The 26168-nt window shown below is 69.4% G+C and carries 27 protein-coding genes; 14 read left to right on the top strand and 13 right to left on the bottom strand.

Features of this window, described 5'->3' with window-relative positions; genetic code table 11:
* Window positions 1–12: 12 nt before the first annotated feature.
* The 3 genes from ABIE21_RS07225 to ABIE21_RS07215 all read left to right on the top strand — a co-directional run bounded on the left by ABIE21_RS07225 (window position 13) and on the right by ABIE21_RS07215 (window position 2131).
* Window positions 13–822 carry an endonuclease/exonuclease/phosphatase family protein gene (locus ABIE21_RS07225; protein WP_354024096.1) on the top strand — a complete coding sequence of 270 codons (810 nt, stop codon included), beginning with the start codon at window positions 13–15 and terminating at the stop codon, window positions 820–822.
* A gap of 134 nt (window positions 823–956) precedes the next feature.
* On the top strand, window positions 957–1559 hold the full coding sequence (locus tag ABIE21_RS07220) for a hypothetical protein (protein ID WP_354024095.1): 603 nt from the start codon (window positions 957–959) through the stop codon (window positions 1557–1559).
* Between the two features lie 23 nt (window positions 1560–1582).
* Window positions 1583–2131: a hypothetical protein gene (locus tag ABIE21_RS07215; protein WP_354024094.1), complete on the top strand. Its 549-nt coding sequence runs from the start codon at window positions 1583–1585 to the stop codon at window positions 2129–2131.
* Here ABIE21_RS07215 and ABIE21_RS07210 read toward each other — a convergent pair.
* Together ABIE21_RS07210 and ABIE21_RS07205 are read right to left on the bottom strand one after the other, a co-directional pair.
* Window positions 2128–3387 carry an RNA polymerase sigma factor gene (locus ABIE21_RS07210; protein WP_354024093.1) on the bottom strand — a complete coding sequence of 420 codons (1260 nt, stop codon included), beginning with the start codon at window positions 3385–3387 and terminating at the stop codon, window positions 2128–2130. The two genes, ABIE21_RS07215 and ABIE21_RS07210, sit on opposite strands and share 4 nt — an antisense overlap.
* Window positions 3384–3758: a YciI family protein gene (locus ABIE21_RS07205; protein ID WP_354024092.1), complete on the bottom strand. Its 375-nt coding sequence runs from the start codon at window positions 3756–3758 to the stop codon at window positions 3384–3386. The genes ABIE21_RS07210 and ABIE21_RS07205 overlap by 4 nt, the downstream gene beginning before the upstream one ends.
* A 167-nt stretch (window positions 3759–3925) precedes the next feature.
* On the opposite strand from ABIE21_RS07205, the gene ABIE21_RS07200 reads away from it, so the two are divergent.
* The 3 genes from ABIE21_RS07200 (at window position 3926) to ABIE21_RS07190 (ending at window position 6251) form a co-directional block, all read left to right on the top strand.
* Entirely contained in the window at window positions 3926–4675 is a 750-nt protein-coding gene (locus ABIE21_RS07200; RefSeq protein ID WP_354024091.1) for an alpha/beta fold hydrolase, read from the top strand.
* A gap of 78 nt (window positions 4676–4753) precedes the next feature.
* The gene (locus tag ABIE21_RS07195; RefSeq protein ID WP_354024090.1) at window positions 4754–5335 is read left to right on the top strand and encodes a dihydrofolate reductase family protein; all 582 of its coding nucleotides are present in this window, start codon (window positions 4754–4756) and stop codon (window positions 5333–5335) included.
* 52 nt (window positions 5336–5387) lie between these two features.
* A complete protein-coding gene (locus tag ABIE21_RS07190) occupies window positions 5388–6251 on the top strand; it encodes an HpcH/HpaI aldolase/citrate lyase family protein (protein WP_354024089.1) in 864 nt (287 codons plus the stop codon).
* Window positions 6252–6408: 157 nt separating this feature from the next.
* Here the strand turns inward: ABIE21_RS07190 and ABIE21_RS07185 are convergent, their stop codons facing one another.
* Both ABIE21_RS07185 and ABIE21_RS07180 read right to left on the bottom strand, forming a co-directional pair.
* On the bottom strand, window positions 6409–7011 hold the full coding sequence (locus tag ABIE21_RS07185) for a hypothetical protein (protein ID WP_354024088.1): 603 nt from the start codon (window positions 7009–7011) through the stop codon (window positions 6409–6411).
* Window positions 7011–8093 carry a DNA alkylation repair protein gene (locus ABIE21_RS07180; RefSeq protein ID WP_354024087.1) on the bottom strand — a complete coding sequence of 361 codons (1083 nt, stop codon included), beginning with the start codon at window positions 8091–8093 and terminating at the stop codon, window positions 7011–7013. Before ABIE21_RS07180 ends, ABIE21_RS07185 begins: the two co-directional genes overlap by 1 nt.
* Window positions 8094–8320: 227 nt before the next feature.
* Between ABIE21_RS07180 and ABIE21_RS07175 the strand changes: the two genes are divergently transcribed.
* Window positions 8321–8551 (top strand): hypothetical protein, encoded by a 231-nt coding sequence (locus tag ABIE21_RS07175; protein WP_354024086.1) that lies wholly within the window; start codon window positions 8321–8323, stop codon window positions 8549–8551.
* A gap of 96 nt (window positions 8552–8647) precedes the next feature.
* Here the strand turns inward: ABIE21_RS07175 and ABIE21_RS07170 are convergent, their stop codons facing one another.
* The 3 genes from ABIE21_RS07170 to ABIE21_RS07160 all read right to left on the bottom strand — a co-directional run bounded on the left by ABIE21_RS07170 (window position 8648) and on the right by ABIE21_RS07160 (window position 12978).
* Window positions 8648–10129, bottom strand: coding sequence for an MDR family MFS transporter (locus ABIE21_RS07170; RefSeq protein WP_436232310.1), 1482 nt, complete (start codon window positions 10127–10129; stop codon window positions 8648–8650).
* A 144-nt stretch (window positions 10130–10273) separates the two neighbouring features.
* Window positions 10274–11704: a serine hydrolase domain-containing protein gene (locus ABIE21_RS07165; protein WP_354024085.1), complete on the bottom strand. Its 1431-nt coding sequence runs from the start codon at window positions 11702–11704 to the stop codon at window positions 10274–10276.
* A complete protein-coding gene (locus tag ABIE21_RS07160) occupies window positions 11701–12978 on the bottom strand; it encodes an acyltransferase family protein (protein ID WP_354024084.1) in 1278 nt (425 codons plus the stop codon). The genes ABIE21_RS07165 and ABIE21_RS07160 overlap by 4 nt, the downstream gene beginning before the upstream one ends.
* 295 nt (window positions 12979–13273) lie before the next feature.
* Between ABIE21_RS07160 and ABIE21_RS07155 the strand changes: the two genes are divergently transcribed.
* Together ABIE21_RS07155 and ABIE21_RS07150 are read left to right on the top strand one after the other, a co-directional pair.
* Window positions 13274–14389, top strand: coding sequence for a ScyD/ScyE family protein (locus ABIE21_RS07155; protein ID WP_354024083.1), 1116 nt, complete (start codon window positions 13274–13276; stop codon window positions 14387–14389).
* 132 nt (window positions 14390–14521) lie between these two features.
* On the top strand, window positions 14522–15481 hold the full coding sequence (locus tag ABIE21_RS07150) for a hypothetical protein (RefSeq protein WP_354024082.1): 960 nt from the start codon (window positions 14522–14524) through the stop codon (window positions 15479–15481).
* Window positions 15482–15535: 54 nt separating this feature from the next.
* Here ABIE21_RS07150 and ABIE21_RS07145 read toward each other — a convergent pair whose 3' ends face one another.
* Complete coding sequence (locus ABIE21_RS07145; RefSeq protein WP_436232309.1) at window positions 15536–17059, bottom strand: Na+/H+ antiporter; 1524 nt, start codon at window positions 17057–17059, stop codon at window positions 15536–15538.
* Between the two features lie 228 nt (window positions 17060–17287).
* Here ABIE21_RS07145 and ABIE21_RS07140 point away from each other — a divergent pair, with 228 nt between their 5' ends.
* The 3 genes from ABIE21_RS07140 to ABIE21_RS07130 all read left to right on the top strand — a co-directional run bounded on the left by ABIE21_RS07140 (window position 17288) and on the right by ABIE21_RS07130 (window position 21627).
* Window positions 17288–18724, top strand: coding sequence for a sugar porter family MFS transporter (locus tag ABIE21_RS07140; RefSeq protein ID WP_354024081.1), 1437 nt, complete (start codon window positions 17288–17290; stop codon window positions 18722–18724).
* A gap of 35 nt (window positions 18725–18759) precedes the next feature.
* The gene (locus ABIE21_RS07135) at window positions 18760–20118 is read left to right on the top strand and encodes a glucose-6-phosphate dehydrogenase (RefSeq protein ID WP_354024080.1); all 1359 of its coding nucleotides are present in this window, start codon (window positions 18760–18762) and stop codon (window positions 20116–20118) included.
* 69 nt (window positions 20119–20187) lie between these two features.
* Complete coding sequence (locus ABIE21_RS07130) at window positions 20188–21627, top strand: sugar porter family MFS transporter (protein WP_354024079.1); 1440 nt, start codon at window positions 20188–20190, stop codon at window positions 21625–21627.
* A 35-nt stretch (window positions 21628–21662) separates the two neighbouring features.
* Here the strand turns inward: ABIE21_RS07130 and ABIE21_RS07125 are convergent, their stop codons facing one another.
* Window positions 21663–22832: a glycosyltransferase family 4 protein gene (locus tag ABIE21_RS07125; RefSeq protein ID WP_354024078.1), complete on the bottom strand. Its 1170-nt coding sequence runs from the start codon at window positions 22830–22832 to the stop codon at window positions 21663–21665.
* Window positions 22833–22984: 152 nt separating this feature from the next.
* Here ABIE21_RS07125 and ABIE21_RS07120 point away from each other — a divergent pair, with 152 nt between their 5' ends.
* Complete coding sequence (locus ABIE21_RS07120; protein ID WP_354024077.1) at window positions 22985–23167, top strand: PspC domain-containing protein; 183 nt, start codon at window positions 22985–22987, stop codon at window positions 23165–23167.
* Window positions 23168–23171: 4 nt separating this feature from the next.
* Here ABIE21_RS07120 and ABIE21_RS07115 read toward each other — a convergent pair whose 3' ends face one another.
* The 3 genes from ABIE21_RS07115 to ABIE21_RS07105 form a co-directional block, all read right to left on the bottom strand.
* Window positions 23172–23693, bottom strand: coding sequence for a CarD family transcriptional regulator (locus tag ABIE21_RS07115; protein ID WP_354024076.1), 522 nt, complete (start codon window positions 23691–23693; stop codon window positions 23172–23174).
* Window positions 23694–23766: 73 nt separating this feature from the next.
* Window positions 23767–24501: an alpha/beta hydrolase gene (locus tag ABIE21_RS07110; protein WP_354024075.1), complete on the bottom strand. Its 735-nt coding sequence runs from the start codon at window positions 24499–24501 to the stop codon at window positions 23767–23769.
* Between the two features lie 20 nt (window positions 24502–24521).
* A complete protein-coding gene (locus ABIE21_RS07105; protein WP_354024074.1) occupies window positions 24522–25022 on the bottom strand; it encodes a DUF427 domain-containing protein in 501 nt (166 codons plus the stop codon).
* Window positions 25023–25380: 358 nt separating this feature from the next.
* On the opposite strand from ABIE21_RS07105, the gene ABIE21_RS07100 reads away from it, so the two are divergent.
* Window positions 25381–25713, top strand: a complete 333-nt coding sequence (locus tag ABIE21_RS07100; protein WP_354024073.1) for a YciI family protein — start codon at window positions 25381–25383, stop codon at window positions 25711–25713.
* Window positions 25714–25773: 60 nt separating this feature from the next.
* Here ABIE21_RS07100 and ABIE21_RS07095 read toward each other — a convergent pair whose 3' ends face one another.
* Window positions 25774–26160 (bottom strand): VOC family protein, encoded by a 387-nt coding sequence (locus ABIE21_RS07095; protein ID WP_354024072.1) that lies wholly within the window; start codon window positions 26158–26160, stop codon window positions 25774–25776.
* Between the last annotated feature and the right edge of the window lie 8 nt (window positions 26161–26168).

Raw genomic sequence — 26168 nt, 5'->3', positions numbered from 1 at the left:
TAGCATTGACGCATGGCGAGCGACAGCGCGGTCATCAGGGCCGCCACCTGGAACGTGTGGTGGCTGTTCGGCGAGCAGTGGCACGAGCGCGAACGCGGCATCGTCGCGACGCTCGAGGAGTGGCATCCCGACGTCTTCGGCTTCCAGGAGGCGTGGGCGTTCGGCGACCGCAGCCAGGCCGAGGCCCTCGCCGAGGAACTCGCCATGCATCCCGCGTTCGTCGAACCGGCCTACCCGCCGGTGCCCGACCCGGTGGAGCACCCCGACCAGATCGGCGTGCGCATGGGACTCGGCCTGCTGAGCCGGTGGCCGATCCGACGCGTGGTCGCCCGCCCGCTGCCGTCGCCCGGCGACGACCTCGTGGCGATGCAGGCGACCATCGCGCATCCGCTCGGCGACCTCCACGTCTTCGTCGCGGTGACCAGCTGGGAGCCGCAAGACCTCGAGTACCACGCCGCACAGCTCGCCACCCTCGGCGACCTGGCCTGCGATCCGGCGCTCGACGGGCCGCTGCCGGTGCTGCTGCTCGCCGACCTCAATGCGGACTTCGAGAACGACGCCATGCGCGCGCTGCGCGAGCGGCTCGTCGACACCTGGGGGAGTGCGAACCAGTCGGCCGACCCACGCACGCTGAGCTCCACCAACCGGTTCGCCCCGCCGGAGTCCGTTCTGCAGTACGACCGGCGCATCGACCACGTGATGGCGAGGCCGGGCAGGGCGGATGCGCCCGTGGTGGTGCGCGGCTCCTGGATCGCGCGCGACGAGATCGACGGCCTGCCGCCGAGCGACCACTACCCGGTGTTCACCGACCTGGAGGTCTGAGCCGCTCGGAGGTCTGAGCGGACGAGTGTGTCGCGAAGTCCACCCCCTTCGCGCGTGACTTCGTCGAGTTGTAGGGTGTGCGCATCGCCTGGGCAACGGCGCCAGGCGACTTCTCTCCAGGAGTGGAGGCACCGATGGCTAGTTTCACAGGGCCCGAGTTGGAGCAGGCGTTGCTCGCCGGCGAACTCGCGGAGACGGGCTCGGAGATAACCGGGATGGTAAAGCCATCCGAGATCGAGAAGCATGTTTCCTTCGCTAAGTCGGGGTGCGGAACATGGACCGATATCCCCACCGCCATGATTGAATCAGCGGAGCGCCTCGGCGAACAGCTCTGTACCGACGGTTTCCCGCACCCGGTCTTTCGCATCGTGCTCAAGCGCCCAGACGATGAAGAGGCCCAGGTCCTCGCGAATCTTCTTGCTAACTCGACGCCCGCATCGAGTCTCGGCCCGCAGGCGGCGCCGTTCCAATTCTCGTCGCAGCCGGTCGGCGAAAGCGCGGTCGGACAGTTCACAGGTCCTGCCGGATCACCACAACCGCTTCCGGGCACACCGGTGCCCGACCAGTTCTCTGCGGTGCGCAACCGTGTCGGGACCGGCGACATCCCGATCGGCACGTTTCCCACTCCATGGGGAAATTGTGTCGTGGTATTGACCTGTGTGGAACACAGCGAGCTTTTCCCCGAGATCTGCAACCGGTGGGAACCGCGGTTGTGGTGCCCAGGCGTATTCGCATAGACGGAACTGAGGAGGAGATTGCGGTGGCGACGTACACGGGGCCCGAACTCGAAGACGCTATCAAGGCCGAGTCAGCCGCGGAGGTGGGCTTCTCGTTTATGGGGATGGTGAAGGCCTCTGGCTCGCAAGGCCGAGTCAGCGTCGCGCCAGCCGGAAGCGGCACCTGGACGGACATTCCCGTAGAGATGATCGCTTCGGCGCATCATGTCGGTGGGAGAGCGGGCGATGAGAAACCCGACCACCCCGTTTTCCGCTTGGTTTTGCGACAACCCAAACAGGTCGAGGCGCAGGTCTTCGCCAGCCTCCTGGACTCTTCGGCAATGACGCCACCGACCGCATCGTGGGGGATCGCGGGCGGGACATTTCAGGGTGCCTATTCGCGCCGCATCAGTCCCGGTTTTGGCGGGCCATCGCGCTTCGGCCAGTTCGGCGGCCAATTCGGTCCGACCCTGCCGAGCTGCGGCTATCGCGAGGTGGTGTGCGGGAGCTCGTTGCCGGGCTATCCGCCGCCCACATGCATCATCTACTGCTGCACGTACCCCAGCGGCATGAACAATTGTTCGATCATCTAGATGCTCGAGCCAGCATCGCGTGGAGCACCCACCCGGGCTGCGAGGTAGTCGCGTGTCGGCGCGTCGGTCGTGAGCGAGATCGCCTTGGCGTAGGCGAGTGCCGCCTGCTCCTCGTCGCCGAGCAGCGTGAGCAGGTGCGCGCGGGTCGCCCATGCCGGCTGAAATCGCTCGGCGCCCTCGATGCCGTCGAGCGCGGCGAGCCCGGCGCGCGGCCCCTCGGTCTCGGCGATGACCGCGGCGAGCGAGACGCGCGCTCCGAGCGTCGGCGCGACCGTCACCAACGCCGCGGTGAGCAGCCGCAACGCCCGCCAGTCGGTTGCGCCGGTGTGCGCGCGGGCGCAGTGCACCGACTGGATGCTCGCCTCGAGCTGGAAGCGCCCGACTCGGCCGAGGGCGTGCGCCCGTTTCAGCAGACGTTCTCCGCTGGCGATGAGCCCGGCGTCCCACAGCTCGGTTCGCTGCTCGCCGAGTGGCACGAAACGGCCGTCCGGCCCCGAGCGCGCGCCTGCCCGTGCGCTGGAATACGACAGGAGCGCGGCCAGCCCGAGCGCCTCCGGCTCGTCGGGCAGCAGATCGGCGAGGGTGTTCGCGAGGTACAGCGCCTCGGCGGCGAGCGAGTCGCGCTCTGCCACCGCGGCGACCGGCTGCCAGTCGATCGCGTACGCGCCGTAGACCGCCTCGAGCACCGCCGGCAGCCGCGCCGGCAGCTCGACCGCCGACGGGACGGAGAACGGGATCCGCGCCTCCCTGATGCGCTTCTTCGCGCGCACCAGCCGTTGCGCCATCGCGGCCTCCGGAACCACGAACGCCGCCGCGATCTGCCGCGCCTCGAAGCCGAGCACCGTCTGCAGCATGAGCGCCGTGCGGATGCCCGGCTCGACCGCGGGATGCGCGCAGACGAACATCAGCGCGAGGCGGCGGTCGGGGATCTCGACCGCGTCCGGGTCGTCCGCGCCTCCGGGGGCCGGGCCGATTGCCGTGCCGGGAAGCTGGAGAACCGCCTCGTCGAGCGGCGCGGCGAGCCGGTGCGCGGCCGAGCGGTAGACGTCACGCTGGCGGTTGCGGGCGACGGTGAGCAGCCAGGCCTCGGGGTTGCGGGGAACACCGGCCACGGGCCATCCGCTCAACGCCTTTTCGAACGCGTCGCCCAGCGCGTCCTCGGCGAGGGCGATGTCGCCGGTCGGCGCCGCGAGAATAGCGATCAACCGCCCGTATGAGGCGCGGACCACCTGCTCGGCCCGCGCCTCGGCGTTCACGCGTAGACCCACTGGCCCCCCGTGAACGTGATAGCGCTCGGACGGATCTCGATGCTGCCGTACTGGGCGGCCGGGCACTTCTGCGCCCACGCGATCGCCGCGTCGAGGTCGGGCACGTCGACGACGAAGGTGCCGCCGAGCTGCTCGCGCGTGTTCGCGAACGGGCCGTCGTGGACCTTGAGGGTGCCGCCGCGCATCGTGACCGTGGTCGTCACGTCGGAGCGGGCGAGGATGTCGGCCGAGACCAGCACCCCCGCGGCGTCGAGCTCCTTGGCGTAGAGGTCGAAGGCGACCTTCATCGGCTCCATGGCCTCTTCGGGGATCTCCTCCTCGGTGGGCTCGAACGCCTGGATGAGAAGCGAATACTGCATGGTGTGTCCTTTCGGTGGGTTGATCCTGACACCCTCATGACGACCGGGCCAGACCCCGATCGACACTTTCAGCCGGATCCTCACCCGTGCAAGGTGGTTGTCGGCCGTCTGGCGGGCCGATACCGTGTGGCCACCGACCACTTCGTGCCACCGATTGGAGCCCGCCCATGACCACCGACTCGCCGACCACCGACTCGCCGTCGAAGCCCACCATCGTCCTCGTGCACGGCGCATTCGCCGACGCCTCCGGCTGGAGCGGAGTCATCAAGCGACTGCAGCGTGAGGGCTACACCGCGATCGCGCCGGCGAACCCGCTGCGGTCGCTGCTCGGCGACGCGGAGTACGTGCGTACCGTGCTCTCGACGATCCAGGGCCCGATCGTGCTAGTCGGTCACTCCTACGGCGGCGCGGTGATCACCAACGCCGCGACCGATCTGGAGAACGTCGTCTCGCTCGTCTACATCTGCGGCTTCGCTCTCGACGAGGGCGAGGCGGTGCTGAACGCCCTCGCGCTCGGCGGCGGCAGCTCGGCCCTCGGCGAGCACACCGTCGTGCGCCCGTACCCCGGTGCGCCGGACGGGGACGGCGACGGCTACATCGACCCCGAGTTCTTCCACGAGCTGTTCTGCGCCGACCTGCCCGAAGACGAGGCGGCCGCGATGGCGGCGTCGCAGCGGCCGGCGGCGCTCAACACGCTCGGCACACCGTCGGGCTTTCCCGCGTGGAAGACCATTCCCAGCTGGTACCTGATCGGGTCGAGCGACCGAACCATCCCCGCCGAGGCGGAGCGGTTCATGGCGGCGCGCGCCGAGTCGCATACCGTCGAGATCGAGAGCTCCCACGTGGCCATGATCAGCCACCCGGATGCCGTGGCGAAGCTGGTGATGGACGCCGCGCGAACCGCGGTGCGCGCCTAGACACCGGCGGCTTCCTCCGCTTGTGGACCCCGAGCGGCGCGGCGTAGCGTTCTACACACGTCGTCATTGGAGGCCGTCGTGGGGCAACTGATCGTGCAGCAGTTCGTGAGCGCAGACGGCTTCGCGGCCGACGCCGACAACGAGTTCACCGTCTTCCGGGGTGAGGTCATGCCATCGGACGAGATCGACAACGAGACCCTAGCCCGCCTCGAGACCGTCGACGCGATCGTGCTCGGTGCCAACACCTACCGGATGTTCGCCGACTACTGGCCGCGGCCCGCGTCGAGAGACGAGATCCTCGCGCCCCGCATCAACGAGCTGCCCAAGATCGTGTTCTCGCGCAGGCTCGAGTCTGCGCCGTGGGGCGATTTCGATCCGGCGATGGTCATCTCCGAGAATGCGACCGAGGCCATCGAGCGCCTGAAGGAGGACCTCGACGGCGACCTCATCGTGTGGGGCAGCCTCACACTCACCGAGGAGCTGTTCGAGGCCGACCTCGTCGACATCGTGCGGCTCGTGATCGTGCCGTCGGTGCTCGGCGCCGGGCGCAGCGTGTTTCCTCCGACGTTCGCGGGCACCCGGCTGAGGGTGCTGCGCACCGGGACCTTCGACGACGGCCTCGTCGCGATCGAGTACGGAATTGACAGGGACGATTCATAACCAGAATGAACGAAACCCCGCCGTGCAGTGAGGGCAAGATACTCTGGCGGTGATGACAACGACGCCCTCCGCCCCCGAATCCACCACTCGACGCGACTCCATCCCGGCAGAAATCGCCCGGTCGTGGCTGCTCGTCTCCGCCACACGCACCGACCAGTTCGACGTCGCAGCCCGATCCCGGGCAGACCAGATAGTTCTCGACATCGAAGACGCCGTCGACCCGAAGCTCAAGCCGACGGCGCGCGAAGACGTCGTCACCTGGCTGGCCGACGGCGGCAGCGGCTGGGTGCGGATCAACGACCGCACCACCGACTTCTGGAGCGACGACGTCGACGCGCTGTCGGGCTCGCAGGGGCTGCGCGGCGTGATGCTCGCCAAGACCGAGTCGCCCGCCGACGTCACAGAGACCTTCGACCGGCTCGGCGGACGCACACCCGTGCTCGCGCTCATCGAATCCGCCCTGGGCATCGAGGAGGCGGTGTCGATCGCCCGTGCCCGCGGAGCATTCCGGCTCGCTTTCGGCAGCGGCGACTACCGTCGCGACACCGGAACCAGCGCCGACAACCTCGCCATGGCCTACCCGCGTTCGCGACTCGTCGTGGCCAGCCGCATCGGAGGTCTCCCGGGCCCGATCGACGGACCCACGGTCGGCAGCAGCCATCCGATCCTCCGCGAGCAGTCGCAGATGACCGTGGCCCTCGGACTCACGGGCAAGCTCTGCCTCGACCCGGAGCAGACGCCGGTGATCAACGAGGTCATCAGCCCCACCCAGAGCGACGTGGCCTGGGCGCGCGACTTCCTCGACGACTTCGAGGCCCGCGGCCGGGTCATCCGCGACGGCAGCGACCTTCCCCGCCTCGGACGCGCGCAGAAGATCGACAAGCTGGCACGGGCGTTCGGGGTCGTGCCCTCGTAGGGTGCGTCACGACGCGTTTGCGGCGGATCACACATGTTCGTGAGCCGTTTTCGGACTGATGAGCCCCTTGGGTTCAAGGCGTCATTTGGCCGGTTTCGGCTCGCGGAGATTGTGCGTTGACGCTCGGCCGCGCGACGGGCGACCGGCCGCGCGCCGGCTACGCGCGCTCGATGATCGTCGTCACGACCTCGACGATGTGCGGCGCCGCCGGAGCCGAGCCGAACCCGAACCGTACGGGCGGGTGCAGGCGCGTGAGGTACCCCAGGTCGTGGCCCTCCCACGTGGCCGTGATCGCGGTGATGCCGCGTGCCGACGTGACTCCGTAGTACTCGCGGCGTCCGCCGCCGGCCGAGCCCGCTGTGCGGGCCCCGGGCACGAGGATGCGCGCGACCGGGTCGATGAGCCGCAGCCAGGCGGGGCTCGTGGCGAGGCGGCGCGGAACGATCCGCAGCAGCCGCCCGAGCGGGGAGATGCCGCCCACCGTGAAGCGTGCGGCGAACGGCCCCGCCTCGACGCTGATCACACGGCTTCTGCGCGAGTACCGCACGGGCACGATGCGTACCTCGTCGAACGTGTAGGTCTCAGACACGAACCGGGCGACCGCGTCGCTCGGCGCGAGCAGCACGCGGTGCCCGTCGGCGCGCTCGAGCATGACGTCGGCGAAGCTGCCGAGCGGCGACCGCGGCCACATGCCGACGACCACGCGCACGCCCGATGCGGTGCCGAAGCCCGCGATGCGTCCGTCGAAGCGCAGCGCCATCACAGCACCACGTCGAAGTCGGTGCGCGTGTGCCGCGCCCCGTTGACCTGCAGCTCGAGCGTGTGGCGTCCGGCGTAGTGCACGCGAGTCGTCATCTGGCGCAGCGCGTGTCTCTTGGTGAGGGTAACGCTCTCGCCCGGCGCGAGCGTGGTGGCCGTGAGCTTGAATACCTTCTCCGCCTGGCTGCCATTGCTCTTCATGAAGTGCACGACGTAGTCGACGGCCATGCGTTCGGTAGTCTGCCCGGTGTTGGTGAGCAGGAAGCTGAACCCCAGCTCGCCGGGCAGGGTGACCGTCGGCGACACCAGCACGGGCGCGCCGACCTCGACCGACACGGGGGCGAATCCGAGCAGCCCGAGCGCGCCGGGATGCGCCTTCTTCACGAGGGTGCGCAGGCCGTGCCGCACGACCCAGGCCGTGTTCTCGTCGGGCTCGGCCGACCAGCGGGTCGCGACCTCGACGACGAGCTCGGGGTTCTGCCTGGCCAGATCGTTGAGGTGGTTCGCGACCGAACGCCGAACGTAGTCGCTCTCGTCGCGGTACAGCGCGTCGAGGATGGGCAGCGTCGCGTCGGGTGCGGCCAGAAGCGAACGCACGCGGATAGCCCACGGCAGGAACGCGCGGGTGCCCTCGCTCGCAAGGCGACGGACGTGGTCGTTCGGATGCCTCGTCCACGCGAGCACGACGGGCAGCGCTCTCGGCAGGTCGGCCTCGAGCATCCGACGGATCGCGAACTCCGACGTGAGGCGCGGGGTGATCTCGGCCAGCAGCGCGAGGCCGTCGTCGAAGTACGCTGCGTCGGCGAGGGCGAGGGTCGTGACCGTCTCTCCGACGGGCCACATGGTCCAGCCGGCGAAACCGGGATCGGCCAGTGCGCGACGCACGATCGCCGCGGTCGAGGGGTAGTCGGCGGGGAGGTCTGCGAGCAGCGCGGCGCTGACCAGGTCGGTCCTCTCGCGCAGCGACAGGTCGCCGAGCTCGCCGCCGACGGCGGCGAGACGTGCGAGGTCGAGCCCGGGCGCTGCGGACGCGACGTGCCCGCGAAGGCGGGCCACGGCATCCGCATCGATCAGTTCGTTCATCGCGCCCATGAATATGCCCCCATGCGGTCGAGGCTACGGGACGCCGCCGACACCGGCGCCGTGCCGGGGGATTCTGGCCCGCGGACCGAAGGCCTAGGCTTGAACGCGCACCCGAGGAGGCCACCATTTCCGATAGCTCGAACACCGTCGTCGAAATCCACGTTCCGCTGACCCCGCTCATCGGGCTTCCCGAGGGGGAGGACCCGTTCCCGTGGATCGACGAGGTCATGGACTACATCACGGAGGTCGACGAGCGCGGTGAGGCCGCCCTGTACGACGACGGCGGCGAGTTCGGCGAGGTGTACGTGTTTCTCATCAACGCGGCATCCGAAGACCGACTGCTCGCCGTAGCGGCACGCATCGCCGACCTGCCGGGCGTTCCCGCCGGTGTCTACGCGGTCGTCACCGACGACGAGGCCGAGGAATTCGGCATCGGCCGCAGGGTCGATCTCTCCTGACCTGGTAACGATGCCGCGCCGGTCCCGCGACTGCCATTCACTTCCGCTGCCGAATGTTCGGCAGCGGAAGCGAAAAAGCACCGCGCGAACCCGCGACTAGTGACCCACGGGCGCGTCGACACCGTTCGACGCCGGCTTGCGGATGAAGAACGCGATCGGGATCGCGACCAGTGAGATGACCGCCCCGTAGACGAACGCGGAGTGGATGCCCTCTGCCGTCGCTCCGACGACCGACATCTGGCCCTCCAGCGCGGTGACCCGTGCGGTCATGACAGTGACGAACACCGCGATGCCGACAGCACCGGCGAGCTGCTGGACCGTGCTGACGATGGCGCTGCCGTGCGAGTACATCGCCGGCTTGAGCGACGCGAGGCCGGCGGTGAACAACGGGGTGAAGAGCAGCGCGAGGCCGATGCTGAGGGTGACGTGAGCGGCCAGCACCATCCAGATGACGCTGTTCTCGCCGAGCATGGTCATGAACCAGAGCGCTCCGCTGACGATGATCGTCCCGGGCACGAGCAGCACCCGGGGGCCGTGCTTGTCGTAGAAGCGGCCGACGAAGGGCGCGAGCAGGCCCATCACGAGCCCGCCCGGAAGAAGCAGCAGGCCGGTGGTCAACGCGTCGAGCCCGAGCACACTCTGGGTGTAGATCGGCAGCAGGATAATCGTGCCGAACAGGGCGACCATGCTGATCATGATCATGCCGATCGACAGCGAGAAGCCGCGCGAGCGGAAGGTGCGCAGGTCGAGCAGCGCGATGTCCTTGCGCTGCAGTCGCAGCTGACGCAGCACGAACAGGGCGAGGCCCAGGGCTCCGACGGCGAGCGGCGCCCAGCCGGAGACCGAGGAGATTCCGCCCTCGACCTCGCCGAGGTTGCTGAGCCCGTAGACGAGCCCGCCGAAGCCGATGGCCGACAGCACGACCGACACCATGTCGAGCGGGGTCTTGCGCGGCTCGCTGACGTTCGGGATGCGGATCGCGCCGAGCACGAGCGCGATGACGGCGATCGGCAGCACGAGAATGAACATCCAGCGCCAGTCGAGCACGCTGAGGATGAGGCCGGAGAGCGTCGGGCCGATCGCGGGGGCCACCGAGATCACGATGGAGATGTTGCCCATGACGCGCCCGCGCGAACGCTCGGGAACCAGCGTGAGCACGGTCGTGAACAGCAGCGGGATCATGATCGCCGTGCCGGAGGCCTGCACGACGCGGCCGACGAGCAGTACCTCGAAGCCGGGGGCGACGGCGGCGATGAGCGTTCCGGCGCTGAACAGCGACATCGCGGCGATGAAGATCGACCGCGTCGTGAAGCGCTGCAGCAGGAAGCCCGTGATCGGGATGACGATCGCCATCGTGAGCAGGAACGCTGTGGTGAGCCACTGCGCGGCGCCCGCCTCGATGCCGAGGTCGTCCATGAGGTGCGGGATCGCGACGCTCATGATGGTCTCGTTGAGGATCACGACGAAAGTGGATACGAGCAGAATCGTGATCGCGAGCGTATTGCGCGCGCCGATCCGCTTGTCTTCGTTCTCTGCAGCCTCGGCTGCGGAGACGCTGGCTGTGGTGGTTTCTGACAAAGTCGGTCCTGTCGTGCAGTAGTTCAAAAAGGGAATGAGCGGATGCCGCGGCGAAATCCACGCGGATCGTTCGTCTCTAGAGGCCAAGCACTCTCGGTGCGCGCTTATTCCGCATTGCTCAGAAACCTACGGTGAACGTACGACCTACAGCGCGTGACCGATCGTGTGCAGCAGCCGGGTCGGCTCGAACGACACGTTCTGGTCCACCGTCACGGTCACCTCGCGCCCGTCGCCCAGGAAGTCGAGGGAGACGGTGACGGCGAAGGGCGTCTCGGTGAAGTAGACCGTCGCGAGAAACGACGAGTCGTCGGACCAGGTGCCCGCGCTCGCTACCGGTGCGTCGTGGTTGCCGAGCAGGGAGCTTGTGCCGGTGGTCCACTCGCCGCGGCCGCAGTCGACCACGTGCGTGCCGCCGGCGTCGACGATGGTCAGCCGGGTGCAGTCCGGTCGGGTCTCGAGCGCGACCGTGCGCAGGCCGGCGCTGTTGCGGGCCAGGGCATACGTCGTGCCGTCGACTCGCGCGGCGATCGGCGCAGTGTCGTCGCCGACCGGCAGGGGGAGCCGCAGCGTCTCGAGCCGTCGGGCGAGCCGTGCGGCCGCGGTCGCATCCGCCGGCAGCTCACGCGCTCCGAGCACCGGCAGCAAGTGCTCCCAGACGATGTCGAGGTCGCGCTGGGCGTCTGCGACCCCGCCGGTGAGCAGGAGCAGGGCGTCCTGTTCGGGGAAGGCGATCGACAACTGCCCGAACGCGCCGTCGGCGCGGTAGCTGCCGTGTCGGTTCAGCCAGAACTGGTAGCCGTAGCCGTGCGAGTTGTCGTCGACTCCGCCGAAGTCGCCGTTGGGCACCTGCAGCCGCGTCGCCTCGACCGCCCAGTGCGCGGGTACCACCTGTCGGTCGTTCCACACCCCGCCGCGCAGGTAGGTGTGGCCGAAGGCGGCGATGTCCTCGGTCGTGATGCTCAGGCCCCAGCCGCCCACGTCGACGCCGCGGGGGCACTGCTCCCACGCGGCATCCGCTATGCCGAGCGGTTCGAGCAGTCGGGGCGTGAGGTAGTCGAGCAGCCGCTCGCCCGTGAGCCGCTGCACGATCGCCGAGAGCAGGTAGCTGGCGCCGGTGTTGTAGACGAAGGTGCTGCCCGGAGCGGCGTCGACGGGCAGGGCGAGGAACAGGCGCGACCAGTTCTGCTCGCGCTCGTTCAGCAGGGTGACGGTGTCGAACGTGTGGCCCGTGGTCATGGTGAGCAGGTGGCGCAGCCGCATCGCAGCGAGGTTGTCGCTCACCACCTCGGGCAGGTCGTCGGGGAGCAGGTCGACGACGGCGTCGTCGAGGGTGAGCAGGCCCTCCTCGATCGCGAAGCCGACGGCGGTGGAGGTGAAGCTCTTGCTGATCGAGAACAGGGAGTGCGGATGCGACCGGCGGTACGGCGCCCACCATCCCTCGGCGATCACGTGCCCGTGGCGCACGAGCATCATGCTGTGCACGCTCGGCGGGCCCGACTCGAGCGCGTCGATCAGGCGCTCGATCGCCCGCGACGAGACGCCCTGCTGCTCGGGAGCGCTGCGCGGAAACCTCACGCCGGCACCTCCACGAGACGTCGCGCGGGCCAGCGGCCGAGGAGCAGGATCGCGGCGCCGAGGCTGAGCGCGCCGAGGATCGCGAACGGCAGGTCGAGGAACCACTGCATCACGCAGAACGCCGGCAGGAAGGTGAGGAACGCGGCGACGCCCACGACCGGGCCGGGCGGAGTCGCGCCCACCTCGCGCGGCGCCTCCCAGCGGGCGACGAGGAACGACAGCCCGAACAGGGCGATCGCGACGACGACGAAGAACACCGGGCGGGTCAGCCACCAGGCCTCGCTGCCGGGGCTGGGGCTCGCGCCGGGCACGAGCAGGGCGAGACCGGAGAGGGCGATGATGAGCGGCAGGTGCCAGAGGTAGATGGTCATCAGCCGGGTTCCGACGACGAACACCGCGGCGCGTGCCGCGTGCGTGTTCATCAGCGCGGCGAGCACCGGACGCAGCAGCCGCAGCACACAGGCCTGCGCCAGGGCGAGGGCGACGAGCGGCAGCGTCGGCGGGTTGAGGTTGGTGAGCATGTCGTCGCTGTACGGGCCGATCACGGTCAGCGGCAGCAGGCTCGCGTAGGCCAGCAGGGCGATGGTCACGAGCTGCCACTTCGGGCGTGCCGAGAACCAGCCGTCGGCGTACCAGAATCCGATCTGCTGGATCAGCAGCCAGACGAACAACAGGTTGGCGAGGCCGATCTCGGTGACGCCCGTCGTGTAGCGCAGGGTGTCGACGGCGATCGCGCCGGCGAGCAGCACGACGAGGGTGGCTCTCGGCGCTCTGGCGTGCCATCCGGCCATCGTCGGTACGAACGCCTGGCACAGCGTGTAGGCGGCGAGGAACCACAGCGGCAGTCCGGCGCCGACGATGACGACGTCGAGCAGCTGCGGGTCGACGCCGATCAGCCGGGCCGCGCCGATGACGACGACGTAGAACACGAACAGGGGGAAGGCGGGCTGGGCGAGGCGCAGCACCCGGTTGCGCACGTACTGCGACGCGCCGCCGCCGCGCCGGTTCAGGCTGCGCCGGGCGGTGAGGCTGGCGAAGCCGCCGACGACGAAGAACAGCGGCATGATCTGGCCGGCCCAGGTCGCGTAGGCGAACCACGGCTGCTCCTCGAGCGGCCGGGTGACGAGCAGCGCGCCCGAGTCGTCGAAACCGACGCCGAGCATCAGCAGGTGGATCACGACGACCAGCACGACGCAGAAGACCCGCGCGATGTCGAGGGTGAGGTCGCGCTTCGAGAGGTCGATGGCGGATGCGGCCGAGGTCGCGGCGCTCATGAGCGATCTCCCGCGGGCGGCAGAACGGCGGGGCGGACTGCGACGACCATCATCCCCACACTCTAGGAGAAGATCGACGCCCCGCACGGCTATTCCGTGCCGTGATGTCAAGCCCGCCTGGGTAGGCCGGGCGTCGTCGCTAATCTGCCGTGGTCGGCACGCTCGTGCCGGCGACCGGATGAGATCGTGTGCCCGTCGCAGCTGTCCAGCGTCACACCCCGGTTGCGGCCCCACGACTTCTGGCCTTGAACGGAGCCGTCCGAGAACAGAGGAGTTGCTCGTGAGAAAACTAGCGTTGTCAGTTTCAGCCTGTGCGGTGCTCGCCCTAGCCGGCACCGCCGTAACAGCCCCCGCCTGGGCGGGCGGGCGGGGCGCCCCGGCCCCGGCCGGCGACCCCGTCACCATCACGACGGGGCTCGTCACCCCCCTCAGCCTCGAGGTCGACCGCCAGCGGGTGTCGTATGTGAGCCAGAACTTCGCGGGACAGCTCACCCGGGTCGCCCGCGACGGCAGCACCAGCGTGCTGGCGAGCTCCAGGGTCGCCGGTGAGGAAATCGGTGCCGTGTCGTCGCGCGACGACGTGGTCTACTACGCCCAGGTCGCGCCCGACCACACGAGCGCGGTCATGATGTCGGTCCCCGCGGCGGGCGGCACGCCGACGCCGCTCGCAGACCTGTATGCGCACGAGGCATCCGCCAATCCCGACTCCGGCCAGTCGTACGGATTCCAAGGGCTGCCCGCGGAGTGCGCGGCGCAGTTCCCGCCGCCCGGCCCCATGTCGCCGCCGCCCACCTACACGGGCCTCGTCGACACGAATCCGTACGCGTCGCTCGCCCTCAACAACGCGATTTTCCTGGCCGATGCCGGGGCGAACGCGATCCTGCGGGTGGGCTACGACGGCACGGTGTCGACGGTAGCGGTGCTGCCCCCGCAAGCGCCGATCGTGGCCACACCCGAGATCCTGGAGAGCGCCGGGCTTCCCGCCTGCGCCGCCGGCTACGGATACATCGCCGAGCCGGTGCCGACCGACGTCGAGATCGGCCCCGACGGCTGGCTCTACGTGACGACACTGCCCGGCGGTCCCGAAGACCCGACGCTCGGGGCCCGCGGAAACGTCTACAAGGTCAACCAGAAGACAGGCGAGGTGAGGCTCGTCGCCGGTGGGTTCACCACCGCAACCGGGCTGGCCGTCGACCCGTCTGGCCGCATCTACGTGGCCGAGCTGTTCGGCGGACCCGCCGGCGGCGGCCAGATCTCGGTGCTGGAGAAGAAGTCGAGCACTCCCGTCGTGCTGACCGAGGTGACATCGCCGTCGGCGATCGAGGTGCGCTCGAACCGGCTGTTCGTGACCACCGACGCGCTCTCCGAGACGGGAGGGGCGTCGCTGTCGCTGATCGAGGTGACCGGCTAGCGCCTGCCGCGTCATCCGTCGATCTGCGCCGTTCGGGCCCGAATCCCGGCTTCTGAGCCCCGAACGGCGCAGATCGCGGCGACCTGTGGACGGATGGCGCGCGACTCCGCCGCAATTGGCGACGATGGGCGGATGCCGCCACGCGCACCCCTTCCCGAACCGTTCGACCGGGGCGCATTCTCCGTGCGCGACGCGATGGCGCGCGGAGTCACCCGTGACCGGCTGAGGTCGGATGACCTGCAACGCGTGTTCCACGGCGTGCGTGCGACGGGGCTCGACCCGTCGCTGCTCGTCGACCGCTGTAGGGCGTATGCGCCGCGCATGAACCCGACCCACGCGTTCAGCCACCTGACCGCGGCAGAGCTCTATCGGTTTCCACTGCCCGTCGGCCGACGCAGCCTGCAATTGCACGTCACAGCGCCGTCGCCCGCGAGGGCGCCCGGCGGGCGCGGGATCGTGGGGCACCAGTCCCGGCTGTGGCCGCTCGACGTGGTGACCTTTCGCGGCCTGCGTGTCGTGTCTCCGGTCGTCGCCTGGTGCCAGATCGCCGAGACCCTCGGCGTCGACGATGCGGTAGCGATCGGCGACTGGGTGGTTACGGGCTCTCCCTTCCAGAACATGCTGCCGCTCGCGACGCTCGACGAGGTAGCGGCGGCGAGCGGCGCCCGGTCCGGCGGCTGGGGGCACCGCGTCCGCGAGGCGGCGATTCCGCTGATCCGCGAGGGCCCACTGTCGCGCCCCGAGTCGTTGCTGCGGCTGCTGCTCGTGCGCGCGGGTCTGCCCGAGCCTCTGCTCAACGCGATGTGCTTCACCGACGAGGGCGAACCGATCGCCGTTCCCGACCTGGCATGGGTTGAATTCAAGACCGTCGCTCAGTACGAGGGCGACCACCACCGCGGACAGGCGCAGTTCCGGCGTGACATCCGCCGCGACGAGCGATTCGTCGACCACGACTGGACGGTGGTGAAAGCCACCGCCGAGGACCTGTTCGCGCGGCCGAGGGAGCTCGTCGAACGATTCGCGCGCCGCCTCCGCGCGAAGGGTTGGCGGGGCAGCATCGATCTGCGCCATGTGGGGCGGTTTTCGCGCTGAGAGGCCCCATGTGGCGCAGATCGTCGCGACGTGACGTGGGGCCACGCGACGCAGTCACTCCGCCTTCGGGTGGTGCGCCGTGAGCGCCGTCTCCTCCGCGTCGATGCTGCGCAGCACGTCGCGCACCGCACGCTCCTGATAGCGCCCCTCGGCTCTGGCCTGCAGCACGGCCGCCCGCTCTGCCTCGATCATGACGCGTCGCAGCCGGGCGTAGGCGGCCGGGGAGGGCTCCGCTCCGGCGCGCGCCTCCTGCGCGATCGCGCTGCTGAGGAACTCCGCGTTGATGCGCAGCCGGGCGATCACCTCGTCGCTCACATCGGTGGTGGTCTCCCGCTCCAGCCGGGCGAGCCCGGCGCTCTGCGCCTCCACCAGCAGGTTGAACTTCTCGACGCGCTCCTGCGTCGCATCCGGGGGAGGGAGCCTCAGTGCGCGGATGATCCGGGGGAGCAGCAGACCCTCGGCGAGCGTGCCGGCCACCACCACGAAGGCGAGAAACTGCAGCAGCTCTCGTTCCGGCGTCTCGTCCGGCAGCAGGAACACGGCGGCGAGAGTCACCACACCGCGGATCCCCGCCGACGACACCGCTATCGACGTCTTCCACCCCCAGGCCCGGCGGCGCACAAAGCGCGGACCGTACTGGTAGAACACCGTGCTCGCGAGCACGAAGGCGAAGCGCGACACCACCAGCACGCCCAGCATCGCGAGGGAGAGCATCGCGATCTCCATCACGCCGAACTCCGACGTCTCGATCCCCGCGAGGATGCCGGCGAGGCTGAGCCCGATGAACAGGAAGACCGCGTTCTCGAGCAGGAACCGCACCGTGCGCCAGTTGATCGACTCGGCGATGCGCGCCTCGGCCGACTGCACGAGCGGCGACCGCTGCCCGAGGAACAGGCCGGCGACCACCACCGCCAGCACGCCAGACCCGCCGAACAACTGGGTGGGGATGAACGCGACGTACGGGATCACGAGCGACAGGCTCGTGTCGAGCACGGCGGAGCGCAGCCTCTTGCGGATCGCCGAGAGCACGTAGCCGACGACGAGTCCGACGCCGACCCCGCCGACGAGGGCGACCGCGAACTCTCCCACGACCTCGGTCGGATGCAGCACGCTGACGATGGCGGCGATCGACGCGTTCAACGCCACGAGCGCCGTAGCGTCGTTGAGCAGGCTCTCGCTCTCGAGCACGGTGACCACCCGGCGCGGCAGCTTCAGCCGGCCGGCGATCGCGGTAACGGCGACAGCGTCGGTCGGGGCGACGACGGCGCCGAACGCGAAGGCGGCTGCGAGCCCCACCGTGGGAACGAGCCACCACAGCGAGAAGCCCACCGCCACAACGGTGAACGCGACGAGGCCGACCGAGAGCACGAAGATGCTGTCGCGCCTGGCGATGATGTCGGCGAGCGGGGTGCGGATGGCGGCGGCGAACAGCAGCGGCGGCAGGATGCCGTAGAGCACGAGGTCGGGTTCCACCACGACCTCGGGGATGCCGGGCACGAACGACGCGACCGCGCCGACGGCGACGAGCGCGACCGGCGCCGACCAGCCGACGCGACCCGACAGGCCGGTCACCGTCACCGTGACGAGAACGAAGGAGACGATCCAGATGATGGCGGTGACGATATCGATGAGCGCGATCCCTTCGAGCCGGGTCAGGTGCGGTATCCGCCATCATGCCACCGCCGCGCACCGGGCGCGGCTCGTCGGGCGCTTAGGCCGTGCGGGCACAGCGCGCAATGCCTTCGTCACGAAAGACCGAAGTTCTATCGTGGTCTCGTCCCGCCGATGTCGACGCAAAGGAACGTGATGACGACCGCACCTCCGAAAACCAGTATCAAGGTCATCGCGTTGGCGGTGGCGGGCGCCGTGGGCGGCTTCCTCTTCGGCTTCGACTCCTCGGTGGTCAACGGCGCCGTCGACGCGGTGCAGGGCCAGTTCGACCTCTCAGCGTCGCTCACCGGTTTCGCCGTCGCCAGCGCTCTGCTCGGCTGTGCGGTCGGAGCCTATGTGGCGGGCCGCATCGCCGACCGGTGGGGCCGCATCCCCACCATGCTCATCGGCGCGGTCCTGTTCTTCGTGAGTGCGCTCGGCTGCGGCTTCGCCTTCGGCGTCTGGGATCTGGTCTTCTGGCGACTGGTCGGAGGCCTCGGCATCGGCATCGCCTCGGTGATCGCCCCGGCCTACATCGCCGAGATCTCGCCCAAGCACATGCGCGGCCGGCTGGCATCGCTGCAACAGCTCGCCATCACCATCGGTATCTTCGCCGCGCTGCTCTCCGACGCCCTGTTCGCCAACGGCGCGGGCGGCGCGGGCGAGGAGTTCTGGTTCGGGCTCGAGGCGTGGCGGTGGATGTTCCTCGCCGGGGCCGTGCCTGCGGTGGTCTACGGCCTCATCTCCTGGCGGCTGCCCGAGTCCCCGCGCTTCCTCGTGCTCAAGGAACGTGACGACGAGGTGCGCACCATCTTCGCGCGGCTGTGGCCCGACGACGACGTGGAGCGCGCGATCCGCGAGATGCGCGACGCCATCGAGACCGACAAGCTCGGCTCGCAGAAGGGCGCCCTGAGCGGCAACCGCTTCGGCCTGAAGCCGATCGTCTGGATCGGGATCATCCTGTCGGTCCTCCAGCAGTTCGTCGGCATCAACGTGATCTTCTACTACTCGACCACCCTCTGGAAGTCGGTCGGCTTCGAGGAGAGCGACTCGTTCACGATCTCGGTGTTCACCTCGGTCACCAACATCGCGGTGACCTTCGTCGCTATCGCACTGGTCGATCGTGTGGGCAGACGGCCCATCCTGCTCTTCGGCTCGACCGGCATGGCGCTGTCGCTCGCCACCATGTCGCTGGCGTTCAGCCAGGCGAACATCGTCGACGGCGAGCCGAGCCTGCCCGGCGCGTGGGGGCCGATCGCGCTCGTCGCCGCGAACGTCTTCGTCGTCAGCTTCGGTGCATCCTGGGGACCCGTGGTCTGGGTGCTGCTCGGCGAGATCTTCCCGACCAGGATCCGCGCCCGCGCGCTCGGCATCGCGGCGGCCGCACAGTGGATCGCGAACTTCCTCGTCACCGTCACGTTCCCTCCGCTGGCGTCCTTCTCGCTGGTCTTCACCTACGGCATGTACGCGACCTTCGCGGCGCTCTCCTTCCTCTTCGTCATGCGCTTCGTGCCCGAGACCAACGGCATGTCGCTCGAGGAGGCCAACACCCTACTGCCCCCCAAGGGCAGTGCCAAGAAGGCGGCCAGGTAGCGAGCCGGTCAGCACGGCGCACTACAGTCGGCAGCATGACCGAACGCATCGAAACGCTCATCATCCTCGGCGCAGGCGGAGACCTCACGTCACGTCTGCTGCTCCCCGGCCTCGCCTCGCTGCTCGCCTCCACCCGCGGTGAGAGCGTGCACCTCATCGGCGTCGACAGGGGAGAGATGACGGATGCCGCGTGGACGTCGAGGGTGACGGACGCGTTCGAGGCGCAGAAGTCTGCGCTCGGCACATCCGTCGCCGAGGCATCCGTCTATCTCCAGGGAGACGCGACGAACGCCGACGACCTGCAGCGCGCGTTCGCCGCCGCCACCGGACGCGTCGCCCTCTACTTCGCCCTGCCGCCCGCGGTGACGATCCTCGTCGTCAAGGCGCTCGCGAAGCTCGACCTTCCGAAGGGCATCGTCTTCGCCCTCGAGAAGCCGTTCGGCACCGACCTCGCCACCGCGAAGGCGCTCAACCGTCGGGTCGAGAAGCTCGTGCCGGAGGAGCAGGTGTTCCGCGTCGACCACTTCCTCGGAAAGTCGACCGTGCTCAACCTGCTCGGTCTGCGCTTCGCCAACCGCATCATCGAGCCGCTGTTCTCGGCGTCGAACGTGGAGAAGGTGGAGATCGTCTTCGACGAGCAGCTCGCCCTCGAGGGACGCGCCGGCTACTACGACAAGGCCGGGGCGCTGGTCGACATGATCCAGAGCCACCTGCTGCTCGTGCTCGCCCTCACCGCGATGGAGCCGCCTGCGAGCGTCGACGCCGACGACCTGCGCGGCGGCATGGCGCAGCTGTTGCGCGCGACCCGCTCGTGGGAGAAGGACGGCACCTCCAGCCACCGCGGCCGGTACACGGCGGGAACGATCGCCGGCCGGGAGCTGCCCGCGTACACGGACGAGCAGGGCGTCGACCCGGAGCTGGGCACCGAGACGCTCGCCGAGGTCGTACTCGCCGTAGACAACTGGCGGTGGGCGGGTGTTCCGTTCGTGCTGCGCTCCGGCAAGGCGATCGGCGCGGCGCGGCAGGAGATCGTGGTGACACTGCGTGACGTGCCGCACCTGCCGGTGGGACTGCACGGGCCGAAGGGGCCTGTGCAGCTGCGCATCTCGATGAAGCCGGCCACCCTCGAGCTCGACCTCATGGTCAACGGCGAAGACGACCCGTTCGAGCTGGAGCGCGTCGTTCTCGCCGCCGATCTCGGCGCGGGGGAGCTCAGCGCCTACGGCGAGGTGCTCGCGGGCCTGCTCGACGGCGACCCGACGCTCTCGGTGCGCGGCGACGTCGCCGAGGAGTGCTGGCGCATCCTCGCCCCGTTCGTGGCCGCCTGGAAGCGGGGCGACGTGCCGCTCGACGGATACGCGGCCGGCTCGACCGGGCCGACGTCGTGGAGCTGACGCGGGGGTAGAGTCGTACGCGTCGTTCCAGCGTGGTGATGAACAATCACCACACGAAAGAAGCGAACGATGTCCAGCACCACAGCACGGCCCGGCACCAATCTGAAGGTCATCGCACTCGCGGTGGCCGGCGCGGTGGGCGGTTTCCTCTTCGGATTCGACTCCTCCGTCGTCAACGGCGCCGTCGACCCGATCCAGACGCAGTTCGGGCTCTCCGAGTCGCTCACGGGCTTCGCCGTGGCGAGCGCGCTGATCGGGTGTGCCGTCGGCGCCTACGTCGCGGGGCGCCTCGCCGACTGGAAGGGCCGCATCCCGGCCATGCTCGTCGGAGCGATCCTGTTCTTCGTGAGCGCCGTCGGAACGGGGCTCGCGTTCAACGTGTGGGACCTCATCGCGTGGCGCCTCGTCGGCGGCCTCGGCATCGGCATCGCCTCCGTCATCGCGCCCGCCTACATCGCCGAGATCTCGCCGAAGAACCTGCGCGGACGCCTCGGCTCGCTGCAGCAGCTCGCCATCACCATCGGCATCTTCGCCGCCCTGCTCTCCGACACGCTGTTCGCGGGCTGGGCCGGGGGAGCGGGCCAGGAGCTGTGGCTCGGCCTCGAGGCGTGGCGTTGGATGTTCCTCGCCGGCATCCTGCCCGCCGTCGTCTACGGCCTCATCGCCCTGAAGCTGCCCGAGTCGCCACGCTTCCTCGTGCTCAAGGGCCGCGACGACGAGGTGCGCGGCATCTTCGCGAGGCTCTGGCCGAACGACGACGTCGAGCGCGCCATCCGCGACATGCGCTCGGGAATCGAGAACGACGCTCACGGATCGAAGAAGGGCGCGTTGCGGGGCGACCGCTTCGGCCTGAAGCCGATCGTCTGGGTCGGAATCATCCTGTCGGTGTTCCAGCAGTTCGTCGGCATCAACGTGATCTTCTACTACTCGACCACCCTCTGGAAGTCGGTCGGCTTCGAGGAGAGCGACTCGCTCACCATCTCCGTCGCGACCGCCGTCACCAACATCGCCGTCACCTTCGTCGCGATCGCCCTCGTCGACCGTGTCGGACGCCGCCCCATCCTGCTGTTCGGCTCGGTCGGCATGACCGCGGCTCTCGCCACCATGGCGATCTCGTTCAGCCAGTCGGTGCAGGTCGACGGCGAGCCGAGCCTGCCCGGGGCGTGGGGGCCGATCGCGCTCGTCGCCGCGAACGTCTTCGTCGTCAGCTTCGGTGCATCCTGGGGACCCGTGGTCTGGGTGCTGCTCGGCGAGATCTTCCCGAGCCGCATCCGCGCACGGGCACTCGGTGTCGCCGCGGCGGCGCAGTGGATCGCGAACTTCGCGATCACCGTGTCGTTCCCACCGCTCGCGTCGGTGTCGCTGGTGCTGACCTACGGCCTGTACGCGCTGTTCGCCGGACTGTCGTTCGCGTTCGTGTTCAAGGTCGTGCCCGAGACGAACGGGCTCTCGCTCGAGGAGGCCGAGACGCTGTTCACCAAGAAGCCGAAGGCCGCCGCCGCGAGGTAGGCGCCGGCAGCACAGCCCGCAGCGGCTTGGGCGTCCTAGTGCGCGGCGGCGGCGATCCCGAGGAACGCCCGTTCGATCTGCGCCGCGTGCCGCGCGGGAGTCGCCTCGTGCGAGAACGCGCGTGCGGCGGCAGAGGCGGTGTCGAGCATCCCGCGGTCCCGGGCGATGCACACGATGATCCGCGCCAGGGCTTCGGCCGTCGGCTGCCCGGTGGTGATCGCCGCATCGCCGAACTCGATCGCCAGGGCGGGATCGGAGACGATCACCGGGGCGCCCGAGGCGAAGGCCTCGATGGCGACCATCGGCTGGTTGTCGAAGCCGACGGAGGTGATCAGGCAGGCGTGAGCGTCATCCATGAGCGCCCGCACCGCCGACGGCGCCAGCCGCCCGTGGAACACGATCGACGACGCGTACGGCCGACGGGGCGGCGACCCGCCCGCCACCGCCAACTGCACGGCGCCCTCGCCGAGCGTGCGCTGCACGATGGCCATGGCGTCGAGCGCCACGTCGAGCCGCTTCTCCGGCGCGAAGCGCGCGGCCCAGAGCAGACGGAGCGGTCTGCCCGTGCGAGCGCCCGTCGCCCGCTCCGTGCTGGTGTTGGAGAGCACCAGCACCGAGTCCAGCCCGGCCGCACGCAGCGCGACGGCCTGATGGTGCGACGGCGAGACGACCAGGTCGGCGGCCCGGGCGGCGGCGAGCGTCATTCCGCGCAGCGCGCTGTCGAGCCGGCGGGGCGCGAGGCGCACGCGGGCCGACGCGTGCCCCGTGAGCGCGGCGTGTGCCGCCGTGATCAGGGGTGCCGCCAGCCATGCGGCCCGCGGGCCTTGCCAGAAGAAGGTGTGCACCGTGTGCATCGTGGGTACGCGCTGTTCCGTAGCCGCCTGCAGCGCCGCTGCGCTGAGGCCGAACTCGGAGTGCACCAGCACGAGGTCTGTGCGCTGCTGGCGCAGGAGGAACGCAACCGCTGCCCGGAGGCGCCGCGAGTTGCGCACGAGGGGGAGGTCGGCGCCGGGGATGACGAGGCGGAATGGCGCGTCCCAGGTCTGGATCCCCGCGCCACGGAGCGCGGCGTGGGTGGAGGCGTCCGGGGCCGCGACCGTCACCGTGTGACCCGCCGCGGCCAAGGCGAGGGCCTGCTGTGTGAAGGCGGTCTGTGCGCCGCCGAGGTAGCCGAGTTTGTAGTCGATGACGAGCAATAGTCTCATGTTCCCAGACCATCACCGGGGCGCGAGCGTCCTGTAGTACTCCGGGCACGTGGCTGCTCATCCGCTCGGATGACTTCCGCTCAGGGCAGCCGCCGCCGGCTCCGGGGGTTAACCCTGATGACGTGCGCCGTCGCGTCGGCCAGACTGGAGCCATGAGCACACTCGTACGTCCCCAGTCCGGCGCGATGATCGCGGGCGTCTGCGCCGCCATCGCCAATCGATTCGGCTGGTCGGTGACGCTCGTGCGAGTGCTCACCGTCGCATCCGTTCTCATCCCAGGCCCCCAGGTCATCATCTACCTGGCGCTCTGGATCTTCATCCCCAAGGAGAAGTGACGAGCTAGGGGGCGGCGACCGTCTCCGCCTCGACCGCGGGGATGCTCGTCGCCAACACGGCGTCGAGGGCGGCGATCGCCTCCTCCTCGCTCGAGGCGAGCGCGAGGGTCAGCTCGGAGACGACGATCTGGCGGCTCTTGATGAGCATCCGCTTCTCGCCGGCCGAGAGCACGGCGCGCTGGTCGCGGCGCCACAGGTCGCGTACGACCTCGCTCACGCGGTACACGTCGCCGCTGCCCATCTTCTCGGTGTTGGCCTTGAACCGGCGCGACCAGTTGCTGACCTCTTCCTCGGCCTCGCTGCGCAGCACCACGTAGACGGCCTCGACACCCGCGTCGTCGATGACGTCGCGCACGCCGACGAGCTCGGCGTTGTCGATGGGGAGCTCGATCGAGAGGTCGCTGCCGTGCACGGTGAGGGTGATGTACTTCTTCTCCTCGCCCTTGATCGTGCGGGTCGTGACGGCGGTGATGGTGGCCGCTCCGTGATGGGGGTAGACGACGGTTTCGCCGATTTCGAAGATCATGTGCGCTGGCCTCTGTTCTGTTGCGTCTGCAGTGACGCTATCGCGTTTCGGCGCGCGGCAGGTGCCCGCACGTTCAGCGCGCGAGTACGCCGGCCAGCGCGTCGGTGATCTCGTCGCGTGCCGTGTCGCTCGAGATGGTGGCCGTGCGGTCGCCGGGCTGCGCGCCGTAGTCGCCGAACCCCGCGTGATTGAGGCCCTCGATCTCGACCAGTTCGGCGTCCGTCGGAAGCAGGAGACGGGCGTCGGCGATCTTCTCCGGCGTGCTCAGGCCGTCGCGGCTGCCGGCGATGCTCAGCACCTCGAGCCCAGACTCCGTCAGGTCGTTCGCGCAGTAGCTGCCGAACAGGATCACGCCGGTCACGTCGGGGGAGTCGGCCAGCATGCAGGCGCGCACCCCGCCGAGCGAGTGCCCGCCCACGAACCAGCTGTCGACGCCGGGCGCGTCGGCGGTGAAGGTGTCGAGCGGACGCTGGTCGAAGAACGCCAGGTTGAGCGTCGGCTTGGTGATCACGATCGTGGCGCCGGTGCTCTCCACGATGCCTGACAGCTTGAACATGTAGGCGTACGGGTCGACCTTGGCGCCGGGGATGAAGACGAGGCCGACGCCGGATGCGACCCCCGTCGGCTCGATCACGACCGAATGCTCGGTGCTGGTCACGGCGACCCTGTCGTTCGTCCAGACCTCGATCGCGCGGTCGCGGTCGCCCTGCATCACCATGTTCGCCCACACCAGGAACCCCACGACGAGGAGCACCAGCACGACGAGAACGGCGACTGCGCCGATGCGGAGACGGCGCAGAACGATCATGCCGCAAGCCTACGCACGGCTCACCAGCCGGCGGTGCCGGGCTCGCCTTTGAACGGTCCGACGACGCGGTCGGTGATCCAGCCACCGTAGAACCCGCCGGCCTGCGGGCGCACACGTTCGCCGTCGACCTCGCAGTAGTCCATGGCAGCGGGGTAGATGGCGACCAGGTCGACGAGCGCCTCGAACCCCGCGCTCGGCTGCGGGTAGAACCAGCCGGCGCCGGCGGCAACCGCGTCGCCGCCGCGCACGTCGAGGTAGCCGGCCACCCCCTTGAACTCGCAGAAGCTCGAACCGGCGGCTGGTTCGAGCGCGCCCGCCGCGAACGCGGCCCGCGGAACGTAGTAGACGGGCGGATGGCTCGTCTCCAGCACGCGCACGGCGTCGGTCGTCTCGGCGATCACGGTGCCGCCGAGTGCGATGATGACGCGTTCCGCCGTGGGCTCCAGGCGGGGTGGGCGCGGGTAGTCCCAGACGGATTCCTGGCCGGGAGCGGGCTCGACGGGCTTCATTCTGTTTCGCATCGTGCCAGTGTGCATCGCGCGGCTGGACGCCACCTCATCAGTCCCGTTCTCCGCCCTGACTGGCCAGTTGTGGCTAGGAGAGCTGCAGGCCGCCCGCCACACGTGGCCACTCAGCTGCATCCGGCGCTCATCCGCGCCCATGCGCCTCCGCTCCAGCACGACACCTCGGCCGCGCCCGCGTCCCGAAGTGCAATTGTCGCCCGAATGCGCGCGGTTTCCGGCGCTCAAGTGCACTCTCGACGTGACGGAGGCCGTTTGTTCTCCGCGCTCCTGGCCGTGTGCGCCAAGCGGCTGGACACCGCCTCTTGACTCCTCTCATGTGGACACTGTAAACATAATGCAACCGAAGGAGAAGACAATGGAGTTTCTGTTCTTTATCGCCGACGCGGACGACACCGACGTGGGTCCGGAATTCGAGGCGGACGCCCGGTCGTGGGTCGCGGAGACCGACGGCAGCGGCGCACGGATCCACGGAAACCGACTCCGTCCGGCGGCCGACGCAACGGTCGTGAAGGTGCGCGGCGGCGAGGTCGTCACGTCGCCCGGGGCGGTGGCGACGGGCGTCGACTGGATCGCGGGGTTCGACGTGATCGAGGCGGCCGACCTCGAAGCGGCGATCGAGATCGCGCGCAGGCACCCGATGGCCAGAGCGGGTCAGATCGAGATCCGACCCGTCTGGCCCTTCGAGTAGAACGACGATCGAATGGCCGGCCGCTGGGGACGGCCGGCCATTCGCGCTGCGGGCCCCCGGCTAGCTCGGCTGCATCGCCGAGTAGTCGGGCAGCTCCTGCAACGCCCAGCCGTTGCCGTCGGGGTCGGTGAAGAACACGAACCGGCCCCAGGCGAAATCCTGCACGCCGCGCGCTTCGACGCCGGCGTCCTGCAGCTGCTGCAGGGCGGCGTCCGCGCTCTCGACGACGCACTGGATGCCCTCGAGCGAGCCGGGCTCCATACTCCCGCCCATGTTCTTGTCGAGCACGATCGAGCACGCGGAACCGGGCGGGGTCAGCTGCACGAACCGCAGATTCTCGTCGACCTGAGTGTCGTGGTCGGCATTGAAGCCGAGCTTGACGTAGAAGTCTTTCGACCTGTCGATGTCGGAGACGGGCACGGAGAGCAGTTCTATCTTCCAGTCCATTGTGTTGC

This window comes from Conyzicola nivalis, assembly GCF_040548875.1.
GTDB lineage: Bacteria > Actinomycetota > Actinomycetes > Actinomycetales > Microbacteriaceae > Conyzicola > Conyzicola nivalis_A.
Note: the sequence above shows the minus strand (reverse complement) of the source record. Positions and strands in the feature narration are given on the sequence as shown.